This window comes from Bacteroidia bacterium (genome assembly GCA_041391665.1).
In the GTDB taxonomy this organism is placed as follows: domain Bacteria; phylum Bacteroidota; class Bacteroidia; order J057; family J057; genus JAGQVA01.
Genome location: JAWKNO010000001.1, coordinates 1,316,493 through 1,328,655, shown reverse-complemented (window position 1 = coordinate 1,328,655; position 12,163 = coordinate 1,316,493). Strand labels below are relative to the sequence as shown.

13 protein-coding genes are annotated in these 12,163 nt (G+C 47.1%); 6 read left to right on the top strand and 7 right to left on the bottom strand.

The genetic code is table 11. The features are described from left to right. Positions 1-108: 108 nt before the first annotated feature. Positions 109-2,520, top strand: a complete 2,412-nt coding sequence (locus R3D00_05555; protein MEZ4772631.1) for an outer membrane beta-barrel family protein — start codon at positions 109-111, stop codon at positions 2,518-2,520. Here R3D00_05555 and R3D00_05550 read toward each other — a convergent pair. The 3 genes from R3D00_05550 to R3D00_05540 form a co-directional block, all read right to left on the bottom strand. Continuing rightward, positions 2,510-3,205, bottom strand: a complete 696-nt coding sequence (locus R3D00_05550) for a hypothetical protein (protein ID MEZ4772630.1) — start codon at positions 3,203-3,205, stop codon at positions 2,510-2,512. The two genes, R3D00_05555 and R3D00_05550, sit on opposite strands and share 11 nt — an antisense overlap. A 61-nt stretch (positions 3,206-3,266) precedes the next feature. Beyond that, on the bottom strand, positions 3,267-3,446 hold the full coding sequence (locus tag R3D00_05545; GenBank protein MEZ4772629.1) for a hypothetical protein: 180 nt from the start codon (positions 3,444-3,446) through the stop codon (positions 3,267-3,269). A 64-nt stretch (positions 3,447-3,510) separates the two neighbouring features. Continuing rightward, entirely contained in the window at positions 3,511-4,461 is a 951-nt protein-coding gene (locus R3D00_05540) for an alpha/beta hydrolase (protein MEZ4772628.1), read from the bottom strand. Between the two features lie 114 nt (positions 4,462-4,575). Here R3D00_05540 and R3D00_05535 point away from each other — a divergent pair, with 114 nt between their 5' ends. The 4 genes from R3D00_05535 (at position 4,576) to R3D00_05520 (ending at position 7,184) form a co-directional block, all read left to right on the top strand. After that, positions 4,576-5,067, top strand: coding sequence for an RNA polymerase sigma factor (locus R3D00_05535; GenBank protein ID MEZ4772627.1), 492 nt, complete (start codon positions 4,576-4,578; stop codon positions 5,065-5,067). A 5-nt stretch (positions 5,068-5,072) separates the two neighbouring features. Next, a complete protein-coding gene (locus R3D00_05530; protein MEZ4772626.1) occupies positions 5,073-5,657 on the top strand; it encodes a hypothetical protein in 585 nt (194 codons plus the stop codon). 173 nt (positions 5,658-5,830) lie between these two features. Continuing rightward, positions 5,831-6,604 carry a transposase gene (locus tag R3D00_05525; protein ID MEZ4772625.1) on the top strand — a complete coding sequence of 258 codons (774 nt, stop codon included), beginning with the start codon at positions 5,831-5,833 and terminating at the stop codon, positions 6,602-6,604. Between the two features lie 37 nt (positions 6,605-6,641). Beyond that, positions 6,642-7,184, top strand: coding sequence for a GNAT family N-acetyltransferase (locus tag R3D00_05520; protein MEZ4772624.1), 543 nt, complete (start codon positions 6,642-6,644; stop codon positions 7,182-7,184). 1 nt (position 7,185) lies between these two features. On the opposite strand, the gene R3D00_05515 is transcribed toward R3D00_05520, so the two are convergent. The 4 genes from R3D00_05515 to R3D00_05500 form a co-directional block, all read right to left on the bottom strand. Further along, the gene (locus R3D00_05515) at positions 7,186-8,139 is read right to left on the bottom strand and encodes a threonine/serine dehydratase (protein MEZ4772623.1); all 954 of its coding nucleotides are present in this window, start codon (positions 8,137-8,139) and stop codon (positions 7,186-7,188) included. Positions 8,140-8,213: 74 nt separating this feature from the next. Then, entirely contained in the window at positions 8,214-8,585 is a 372-nt protein-coding gene (locus tag R3D00_05510; protein MEZ4772622.1) for a hypothetical protein, read from the bottom strand. 90 nt (positions 8,586-8,675) lie between these two features. Next, positions 8,676-9,236: a hypothetical protein gene (locus R3D00_05505; protein ID MEZ4772621.1), complete on the bottom strand. Its 561-nt coding sequence runs from the start codon at positions 9,234-9,236 to the stop codon at positions 8,676-8,678. A gap of 482 nt (positions 9,237-9,718) precedes the next feature. Then, positions 9,719-10,267, bottom strand: a complete 549-nt coding sequence (locus R3D00_05500; protein MEZ4772620.1) for a GNAT family N-acetyltransferase — start codon at positions 10,265-10,267, stop codon at positions 9,719-9,721. 64 nt (positions 10,268-10,331) lie between these two features. Between R3D00_05500 and R3D00_05495 the strand changes: the two genes are divergently transcribed. Next, on the top strand, positions 10,332-12,137 hold the full coding sequence (locus R3D00_05495; GenBank protein ID MEZ4772619.1) for a PDZ domain-containing protein: 1,806 nt from the start codon (positions 10,332-10,334) through the stop codon (positions 12,135-12,137). Positions 12,138-12,163 lie beyond the last annotated feature (26 nt).

Sequence of the window (12,163 nt, the reverse complement as noted above, 5' to 3'; positions counted from 1 at the left end):
TCATCATTGGGGATTGGGTGATGAAGCGTGAGTATTTATTGCCAAAACAGAATTCCTACAAAATCAGACAATAGCTTGCCGCTCATATAGTAGTACCAACTTCAGGCAATGCAAAAAATAATTATTTCCCTGGCTGTTTTCTTAATCGCAGCGACCGCTCCGGCTTATTCACAGCAGATTAGCGTTACTATTTCAGGCATAGTCAAAAATCAAACCGACAAAAGCCCACTCGCATTTTCGAATATATTGCTCAAAAACGCGAAAGACTCCGCCTTTGTCACGGGTACCGTCAGCGATGAAGACGGCCGCTTTACCCTTACCAAAGTAAGTCCGGGCAACTACTTCCTCGAAATTTCGGCCATTGGCTTTTCCCCAGCCCATCAACCGTTGTTTGTAGGATCACTTTCCAATTTTCTGGACATCACAACCATTGAGCTCGAAGAAAAAGCCGTAACCCTCAACGAAGTCGAAATAACAGGTAAACAGGATGAGGTCAGCAGCCGGATGGATAAGAAAACTTTTTCTGTAGATGACAATATCAGCCAGAGCGGGGGGTCTGTTCTTCAGGCTATGCAAAACCTTCCGGGAGTTACTGTACAAGACGGGAAAGTGCTTCTCCGGGGCAATGACAAGGTTACCGTACTCATGGATGGGAAACAAACTGCCCTCACTGGCTTTGGCAACCAGACAGGCCTCGACAATATTCCTGCTTCCAACATTGAGAAAATTGAAATCATCAACAACCCTTCCGCCAAATTTGATGCAAACGGCAATGCCGGAATTATCAATATCATCTATAAGAAAAATAAACAGGAGGGGTTTAACGGGAAAGCAGGGTTTATAACCGGTCTGGGGGCCTTATGGGAAAAAAGAGCAAATCTTCCCACCATTCGCCCGCAATATCAGATGACGCCCAAAATCAATCCGTCGCTTTCGCTCAACTACCGGAAAAATAACGTGAATGTCTTTTTCCAGGGCGACTATCTATACACAGAAACCCTCAACAAAAACGAATTTGTAACCAGAACCTACGATGACGGTACGGTCATCAACCAGCAAACCAAGCGAAACCGCAATACGCATTTTATCACGACAAAAGCGGGGGCTGACTGGAATCTCAATGCCCAAAATACCCTCACGGTTTCGGGCCTGTTTGGGATCGAAAAAATTATTGACCGGGGAGACGAGCCCTTTTTCAACGGAGATCTTTCGGAGCGCTACCGCCTATGGCAATTTCTGGAAGACGAGTTGAAGACAACGGTGGTCGGCTCGGCTGTGTACCAGCACAAGTTCAAACAGCCCGGCCACGTCCTCAACACAGGGTTTAACTACACCTTTCACAGAGAAGACGAGAAATATTTTTTTGATAATATTTTACCCACCTTTACCGGAAAGGATGCTTTTAAGCTGATCTCAGATGAACATGTTGCCGACTTCAACATAGATTATATCAAACCTCTGAAATACGGTCGTTTTGAAGGTGGCTTTAAATTTCGCCGCAGGGGAATTCCCACGAATATGCAATTCATTCCCGGGATAAATTCACCGCTTGACACGACAGCCGGTGGGTGGGCAACGTACAATGAAACGATTCCCGCCCTGTATGGAAACTATATCTTCGAAAATCAGAAGGTGGAGGCAGAAGTCGGGCTGCGGCTGGAATATGTCGGGCTGCAATACGATGTAAACCCCGATCACAGCACCTACAAAAGTGATGGTTATAATTATACCCAGCCCTTCCCCAACGTGCGGCTGGCATATAAAATTGATGACCATAACAAGCTTTCATTATTTTACAACCGGAGAGTTGACCGGCCCAATGAAGTTGATATTCGTATTTTTCCAAAATACGACGATGCGGAGATTATCAAAGTGGGAAACCCCGCGCTTAGCCCTCAGTTCACCCATTCCTTCGAGTTGGGCTACAAGACCGGCTGGGAGAGTGGGTATTTTTATGCAGCTGCATTTCATCGGTTTACGGATGGGACCATTACACGAATCGCCAGCACAGTCCCCGGTAGCAATCTGATCTACGCCATTTTCCAGAATGCCGGCCGGAGTTACAATACCGGGGTAGAAATGGTGCTGGCCCAGGACGTCGCACCGTGGTATTCATTTAACCTCAACCTGACGGCATATCGCAACCAGATTGATGCATTTACGGTAGAGAATTTATACCCCGCACCGAATACCTTCACAGCAGAAAAGCAGGAAATTATTTCAGGAAATGCCAAGCTGAACAATATCCTTCATCTACCCGGACGAGTAGATTTACAGATTTCGGCAGTATATCTGGCGCCTGATCTTATCCCGCAGGGAAAAATTGATGCGAGATTTTCGCTGGATGCAGGGATCAAAAAATCCTTGCAGAAAGGAAAAAGCGAGTTTATCCTCAATGCCACCGATCTGCTCAATACAATGGTTGTGCGAAAGGAAATTCAGGGGGCAGGGTTTTCGTACATCAGCAGCGACTATTATGAGACGCAGGTAATTCGAATTGGGTATAATGTTAAGTTTTAGCAAGCGCTAATAGCCTGTTTTTCCACAACTGCCTTACCGTAGCCAGATGCGACAACAACACCAATGGCACCACACAACAAGGCAGCCATACAAAGGGGAAATGCAAGAGGGCAATATTGGGCTGCTCAAACCCAAACTGCTGGAAAGGAAAAGGTGCGGATAATACGCCGTGAAATACAATATTCAACAAAAGGCCCAGACAAAGGAAGTTCCATATCAGCAGGATCGGTCGGCTGAGTTGTTGTTTTACATACCCAAAATAGAAAATAACCGGCGCGGTGAGGCCGGCCAGAATATCAAAATTTCTCCCCTCAAAGGTCATGATTTGAGGAATGGTATGATGGACAAAAAGCCAGAACAAAACGATTTCGACAGGTATGCGCACCGTATGCAATAATGTCAACCGTTGCTGATTGAGGGAATCGAGATATTGCCTTCCTTTTGCTGCCGAAAAAAGTATCACAATCATGATCAGGGGAGGCAAAATAGCCAGCAAAAATCTTGGCGGTAACGTATCTGTCACGGTATAAAAACCCGAAAGTGCAACAGGTGTCTGCACAGCGAGCCATCCCAGCAAAATGTACAAAGTTGTCTTTGACATGTTGGCCGCACGGTAAAACAGAAAAACCGTCAGGAGCGTGGTAGCACCAAACACGAGAGAGATGTACAGCGGCAGGGTTTCCATTTGGTCAATTTTTCACAAAAGCTAAACAAAAACCGGGTGAAATTCTACATAAAAACCTCTCTTACTTTGTGGTTACACCGTTTTCGGCGGAGTAAGTTTTACCCGTATTGTCTTTGAATACGTCATTGAGGGGTTTGTTGGTGTCGGAGAATGTGCCGGAAACACAGAGCATGGTATTCATCCATGTTTCCGGCAAAAACATAACATTCCCGCCTCTGACCGAAAGATACTGTACTACCATACACAGAAGTGTTTAGCTGTACCTATCGTTTTTGCCAGAGACAAGTGGCCGTGTAAGCACAGGGTCACTCTCCCGTCCCGGCGGCAAGAAATTTGTTCACATCCAGCCAGTGAATGAAAGCGTCAAACCAGCGGTTGCTGGTTCGGTTGGGATTCCCGAGACCAAAACCATGTCCACCATTCTGATACAAGTGAAATTCGACAGGAATTCCCGCTTTAAACCATGAGTCAATCACCCCAAACTGCCCGCGAAAGAGAAAATCATCGCTAGCGATAACATTGAACATGGGCGGCGCGTTTTTCGGCACCTCTACCGGGCCCATTCCGCCATAAATCGGACCAATAAAGGCCAGATCCATAGTCTTCGAGTGGAGGGTTGCATGCATGGTGAGGCCTGCGCCCGCAGAGAAACCAATCATGCCAATTCTGGTCGTATCTACGCCCCACTCCTTCGCACGTTTGAGGATCATGGCGTAGGCGGCCTCAGCGTCTTCGAGCTGGTTGGACAGGTCGCGCTGCGGCGGACGTGGCGGTGTGTTATTTCGGGAAGAGTCGGAAGGCGCAGCGGGAGCCGGGCGAGGGCGATTCATCCATGCCGCGAAGTCTTCAAGCGACTCCTGAGTAGGGTGAAGCCGGTACTTAAGCACAAAAGCAGCAATGCCCTGCTTTGCGAGTGCCTCTGCGACTTCCCATCCCTCGTTGCCCATAGAAAGCCACATGAAGCCGCCTCCAGGCGCCACAATCACGGCTGCGCCGTTTGCCTTGCCGGGTTCGGGCAGAAAGGGAGTAAGCGTTGCGGTGGAAATGTTGCGCGCCATCGGGTCTCCCCATTGGCGAAACCAGGTCTCAGGTGCGGGCTGGTCATCGACGCCGCCTGTGCCAAGTAAAATGGCTTTCGGCTCGGCAGGTCTTTCGAGTGGATAAATCGTACCGTCTTGCGCTATTGCTGATGCAGACAGAACGAATAAGGTGACCAAAATGGTCGCTTTGGTTGGATTGATGAGTGTAGATAGCATAGTTAGCTTAAATTTTTGAGATACGCTCAATTTGCATCATTTTTAGTTTCCAGTCAATTTTCACAAAAAAAGTAATAGGCCTCCTGTAATAATCCCGGTTTCTAATCGGTCTAATTGAAAAAAAACTTGAAGAACCAACGGCTGTTTGAAGACGTGTATGAAAAACATAAGGACAGGATTTACCGCTTGTGCTGTATTCTGGTGCAGGATCGTACACAAGCAGACGACCTGTATCAGGAAGTGCTGATTAATATCTGGAAGGGAATTGCTCAGTTTCAGGGAAATGCAAAAATGGAAACCTGGATTTACCGGGTGGTTTTGAACGCCTCCATTAACTTCAATCTAAAACAAAAAAGACAAAGCGAAAAGACAGCGTATTTAAAAGAATTACCTGAAACAATTTCTCCGGAAAATGGCCAGGCAGAGGTATTACTGGAAAAAATCGGCCTGCTCAAAAGTGCAGACAGAGCCCTTATCGGATTGTATCTGGAAGGATATGCATACAAAGAAATCGCAGAAATTCTGGGAATGACTACCACACATGTAGGCGTAAAAATCAGCAGAATCAAAACACAATTAAAATCTATTTGGAACACAACAATGTAAAGACTATGGATTTCAACGAATTAAGCGCACAATGGCAGCAAAAAAAGCTGCCTTTACAACTGGATCAGGCGATGGCTGAACAAATCACCCATTTCGAAGCACAACTTAAAAAAGAAAACACCAGAATCTCTTACTGGCTGGCGGGCACGATTTACCTCACAGGTATCCTTGTGTTGCCATTTATAAAAAATCAAACCGCTGCTTTTCCTTTAATTGGAATCTGGTTTTTAATCGGAATACAGACGATGATTTTTTGGTTCAGACAAACCAACATCCACAAGTCCATGGCCGGAGACCCTGCCCGGTTTGTCAAAACCCAACTGTCCAGGCTCAGGTATAATCTTCTGGTAACCAACGTTTTTATGCCTCTTTATACCGTTCTGCTGGGGATTTTAAGCAGTTTTTACCTGCATGCCATTCTTGATGGCGTCGATAAAAACATTGTGACCGGCGGCATAATTTTTACCTGGCTGTTTTACGCGGCTGTATTTTACCTCGCATGGAGCCAGCAGCGAAAAAAAGACACAAGAATCATTATCCCTCAAATCACTGAGTTACAGAAAATACAGGCAGACTTCAGCCAGCAGTGAAGTACATGAAGCGGTGCTATGGGTCTTTAGCGGCAAACCCAAATATCGCACTTGCGGACCCGAAGTATATTCTTGCGATTTCGGAGGAAACCGGGGATATTAGGCCTTAACAAACGCTTCCCAACGGAAATGGTGAATACGCGGATGTGTTTGCTAAGACAAATTGTGGCATAATGGCCGAAAAATTTCAAAATAAATACCGCATTCCTTCTGCCCGCGCCTCGTTTTGGGACTATCGGTGGAAGGGCGCCTATTTCATCACCATTTGTACCAAAAACCGCCTGCATTATTTTGGCGAAATTGAAAATGGGAAAATGGTTTTGTCTAATGCCGGCGTTCTGGCAGATGTGTTTTGGCACGAAATAAAAAATCACGCCAAAAATATAGCATTAGGCGAATTTGTGGTAATGCCCAACCACATACACGGCATTTTAATTTTGAATGGGGACGGCAATTCCGGTATCACGGCGGAATCGTCGGAATCGTCGGAATCGTCGGAATCGGCGGAATCGTCGGAATCGTCGGAATCGGCGGAATCGTCGGAATCGGCGGAATCGTCGGAATCGGCGGAATCCGTAGAGACAACGCATGCGTTGTCTCTACAATCGTCACAAAAATCGTCACAAAAACCGTCCCAAAAACCGTCACCACAACCCATCGAACCCGAATCCCCCACGGAAATCGAACACCCCATCGAATTCGAACACCCCAAAACCATTGGGCAACAACGTTTTCAAAATCAGGGGAAAAATTCGGTGTCGGCTATTATTGGCGGTTACAAATCGGCCGTAACCAAACACGCCAACCGCCTGGGGATTGATTTTGCGTGGCAACCGCGTTTTCACGACCGGATCATTCGCGATGCCGCAGCTTTTGAACGCATTTCCAATTATATCATCAACAACCCCATAAATTGGGATAATGACACATTCCGTGGCAAAATATGATTTGTAAAAACGCGCGTTACCCTAAAACAGACTGCAAATGATTTCCATCACAGCGTTGACCGCAGAAAGACTGGAAGATTTCTTTCAATATTTATCTATTCATATTTCCGAAAACGGCCTCAATGGATCCCCCATTTTTCTGCCGCTTTCCAGACAACAATCTACGCTCTCCGGCGAAATAAAGGCCAAATTTGGGGGCGCCTTGGATAAATCGTTTGGGGAAACCGGATGGAGGAAAATCTGGGTAGCTATTAATCCGGAAAACAAAATTGTCGGCCATATTGACATCCGGCCAAATAACCACCCAAATGCAGAACACAGAGTGCTTCTCGGCATGGGTGTCGATAGGAATTTTCGCGGATTAAAAATTGGCCGTCAATTATTAGCATTTGTGATCGAATACTGCAAAAACAATCCAAAAATCAGTTGGCTTGATTTAGAAGTGATGGCAAACAATATTCCGGCAAAAAGACTTTATGAAAAAATGAATTTTGAGACACTGGCCAATACAAAGGATATGTTCAGAATCGAAGGCATTTCTTATGATTATACCTCCATGACGTTACCTGTGGAAAATTAAGTCATTCTCCAAACCAATCCCCCAACTTCGCCAGATCCACGTTTCCTCCGGTAAGGATCAGCCCGACGCTTTTACCGGCAAACTTCTCCCGGTTTTTGAGTACCGCGGCCAGGGGAACTACGCAACTCGGTTCCACAACGATTTTCATACGCTCATAGACGAGGCGGAGTGCGGCTTTGATTTCGTCGTCATTTACCAGCAGGATTTCTCTGACATACTGGCTGATAATGCCGAAGGTTCTTTCACTCAGCGTCGTCAGAAGTCCGTCAGCAATGGTTTTTACATATTCTGCCTTTTGCACTTTGCCACTTTTCAGACTGAGATACGCATCTGCCGCACCTTCTGGTTCTCCCGCATAAATGGCTGCTTCGGGCAGCAGATAATGCGTACTCAGGCAGGTTCCCGAAAATAACCCGCCGCCGCCCACAGGAGCGATGACCACATCCAGCCCGCTGGTGTCTTCGATCAGCTCTTTGGCGCAGGTAGCCTGGCCGGTGATCACGCGGTAGTCGTCGTAAGGGTGCACAAACTCCGCACCCGTAGCGTCCACAATCTGCTGAAGGGTACTTTCTCTCGCTGCCTGATTGGCTGCACAAAAAGTGATTTCGGCTCCATAGCCTCTCACAGCGTTGATTTTTACGGCGGGAGAGTTTTCAGGCATCACGATATAAGCCTTCACGCCGAGGATTTTGGCGGCATAGGCAATGGCCTGGGCATGGTTGCCGGAGGAATGTGTAGCGATACCGTTTTTGAGTTTTTCGGGAGAAAGACTTAATGCGGCATTCATCCCGCCACGGATTTTAAAGGCGCCTATTTTCTGAAAGTTTTCGCACTTAAAATACAAATCAGCACCCGTCATGGCGTTGAGGGTGCTGTTGGTGAGCACGGGTGTGCGGTGGATATAAGGCGCGATGCGCCGGTGTGCTTCTTCGATTTGGTTTAAGGTGATTGTCATGCAGGCTAATTATCTGTTTCCACAGGGCAATCTACGGAATCATGCCTAAGATTTTGCTGACAATGCCGCGATTTTTATTTCCGGAATAAAAAATATCCCATGCTCGCGGCCAGGAAAATGTGGAGGCCCGTCGGCAGCCAGCCCAGCGAATTCATCACGCCATTGACCGTAGCCATCAATACTACGGGAATATCCACCAGGTTGTAAACAACGCTTGCCAGTAGCAGGTTTCGCCATGCGGCTTCTGTCAATGGAATATTGCGATTGAGAATAAACGCCAGGGCATAGGCGGTAAGGGCTGATCCCAGCACTCTTGACATCAGGACTCCGTAGCTGTCAAGGGTTACACCATAAGGCGCCATAAACTGGGCGGGGACAAACAGAAGCCCCAGTCCGAATCCGGCGTATAAAACTGCCCAGATAACAGAGAAGGTTGAAGTTTTCATATCAGATTATTAATGGATGTTCTAAATAGGCCCGCAAACACTGGCTATTACTGACCAGTATTTGCGAGGCATCAGGAATACAAAAAATTATTATTTCTTCTTTTTGCAGACGTCCGTGCAGGCCGTGCAGGGGATCGTGGTAATCACACCGCAAAAGTGAATAAGCTGGCAGAATGTGCAGGCCAGCTCCGGCGAAAACAATATCGTACCGGAGGGAATGGTAAAATAATTGGCGTCAGTGGCTGTCCATGTTCCGCTAAGGCCCGAAGATGCTTTTCCGCTCAGCGACGTGGGAGGAACCAATCCGCTAAAACCTGCAGATGCGCCGGTAAAACTGCTGCCATCTTCACCTGTAAAAGTCATCACAAAACCCCGTGAATGGGTTGCTTTTACAGAATAGGTTTTGTCTGTGAGAGAGTCCACGAGCACACCTTCCATTGTGCCTTCCCCCGTGCTCATCAAAGCAAGCATACCTTGTACGGTAGTGGCTTGTCCGGTGCTGCTTTGTAGTTTTCCGGTAAAGTTGTAGGCCACGCCGTTGACTCCGGGATCGGAAGCACTGCGGGCAAGTTTCACCTCCCCTTGTGCAGACAAAGAGAGTCCGGAGAGGAAAAGAAAAAGCATGGTTAAAATAAGTCGGATGCGTTTCATAATGATTACGTGTTTGGTTAATTGTTGTATTACACCCCAAAGATGAGGCGCAGACCACCACACAATCAATCCTGCGAAAGCAGGGTTTTTCGCTTACCCTGAAAACAGGGAGAGCCTTCTCCCCCGAAAAGGGGAGAACACAAACCCCTATTACAGTGTGACCGGTGACGTGCTTCTCCGTTGGAGAAACCGGGCAGCGTGCTACGAACCATAGGGAAAGCCGTCAAGGCTTCAAACAAAGGACTCCTGTACCTGAGGCATCTTCGATTTTTAGCCAGGAGACAAGACCTCCGAGGTTGAATGTTCGTTGCCAGGAGACAAGACCTCGGAGAGGTCGGATGTACCTGAGGCATCTTCGATTTGTAGCCAGGAGGCCCGTCCCCCCCCCCTTTTTTCAGGAGTTGAGCCGTAGCGCGCGTAAGTACAAAAAGCCCCAACAGCCAACAGCTAACAGCCAACAGCCAACAGCTAACAGCCAACAGCTAACAGCCAATCATATACAAAACACAATTCTCCAGCCGTTCATCATTTTTTAGTAAGGGATGCGCAAACTCATAAAGTTTTATCATACCGATTTTTTTCATCACCTGCTCAGACTTCACATTCACTTTGGGAGCGATGGAATAAATATTGTTGAGTCGCAAATCCTCAAACGCATATTCCAGACATCTTTTTGCGCCTTCGGTAGCATACCCTTTATTCCATTCTGCGCAATCCAGTCTCCAGCCGATATCAATGCAGGGAGTAAAATCTGCCTCAAAGGTTTTTTCAGACAGGCCGATAAACCCGATGAATGAGTGATCTTCCAGCCTGTCAACGGCAAAATAGCAAAACCCTTTTTCCGAAAATTGCGCCTGCATCCTTGTGATAAACTCATGGGTTTCCTTTTCTGTAGCCACAGAAGGGAAAAACTCCATGACTTTTTCATCTGCATTGATGCGGGCCATTCCTTCCAGATCAGCGTCTTCCCAATTGCGGAAACCCAGCCGGGCAGAGGTAAATAAGTAGTTTTTGGTAATGTTCATTTTCATATAAGGAGAATAAGTATCAACAATCTTTCCCACCTTTGCCTAAATTTGTGAAAAAACCTTACACATGAAGTGGATTCTTACCGTTTTAACCATGATTACCGGCTTACAACTTACAGCCGCTGACTACGATTATACCCTTACCTGGCTATCTCCACACACCCATACGTATGTTGTTTCTCTGACGGTTTCACCACAGTCGGGTAGTTTTACGGAGTTTCAGCTTCCGGTATGGCGCCCCGGAAGATATAGGACGCAGGATTTTGCGGCGGCAGTCTCAAATTTTTCCGCAAAGGATGAAACGGGGAATGCCCTTGCCTGGGAAAAAACGGCGATGAGCTCCTGGCGTGTACGTCATTCTCCCGGAAAAAAAGTAGTGATATCCTACCACTATTTCGCCAACAATACGGACGCGGGGTCGAGTTACCTCGGGCCCGACCAGATCTATTTCAACCCGGTCAACCTCTTTATGTATGTACCCGACCGGCTCAATGGTTCAGTTTCATTGCACATGCCCGATAAACCGGAAGCATGGAGTGTCGCCACCCAGATGAAGTTTATTCCGTCTGAAAATCGCTTTGAAGCCCCCACCTATCACTACCTGGCAGACTCTCCGGTGGTAGTTGCCCGAAAAATGGTAACCCTTTCCTTTCAACTGAAGAATACCACGTTTTACCTGTATTTCCAGGGAGATTATAAAGGCGATAAATCGGTAGATGATGCCGCGATTGAAATGGTGAGGAAGATCAGTGAAGAAGCAGTCGCAATTTTCGGAAGGTTTCCCTATACAGAGTTTCACTTTATATACCGGCTCCAGCCTTATCAGATCAGGCATGGGGTCGAGCATGCCAACTCGGTATCTTTTGCTATCCCGGCGGCGGCTACAGAATCCCCCAAATCGCTGACCAGCATTGCGGGTACTACCGCGCATGAGTTGTGGCATTCGTGGAATGTAAAACGCATTAGACCTGCTGCACTCTGGCCTTATGATTACAGCCAGCCTCAGTACACCCACCTGCATTGGTTTACAGAAGGTGTTACGGACTACTATGCCAATCTCCTCCTGGTCAGGGCCGGACTTATTACCCAAGATCAGTTCTTTCGCAAAGTTGCTGGCAATATCGAAATACTGGAAAACAGTTACGCCGCTTCCGTTGTCTCTCCTTCGGAATCAAGTTTTGAAAGCTGGCTTGACAATTCTGCCTACTCAAACCCTCAAAGGCAGGTTTCATATTATTCGAATGGCTCCCGGCTGGGCCTACTGCTGGATCTGGGACTGCGGGAAAAATCAGACGGAGCCGTAACGCTCGATGCGCTGTTTAACTATCTGCTGCTCGAATACTACGACAAAGATCAGGGAGTTCCGGAAAATGGCATCCAAATGGCGGCGGAGGCACTTACCCGCACTTCGTGGCAAACGTTTTTTGACAAATATGTACATGATACAGAACCTATTCCTTACGAAGACTTTCTGGAACCATTTGGTCTTGAACTATCGTCGGTGAGCGACGCCAAACCCGGAGCACAGGGATTGGGTATCCTCTCCGCAGAAAATATCACACAGGGAATTCTCCTGCGCAAACTTCACCCCGGTGGAGATGCCTTTACCGCAGGGCTTTCAGAAAACGATCTTATCCTTGAAATCGATGGCAGGAATGCCACAGGAATCAGCCTTGATGACTATGTCAACGGACTAAAAAAGGGAGCAACGATAAACCTTCGGGTATATAGTGATTTTCAGGTTGAGGAAATAATCGTTCCTTATAATGGTGCCTTTGTTACACGCAAATTCACGCTCACCAAAAAAGCCAAAATCAAAGAAAAGGAGGCAACGAAACTCAACAACTGGCTAGGCTCAAAAGTAAAGGAATAGGATTTTATTCCCGGCAGTTTCAGGAA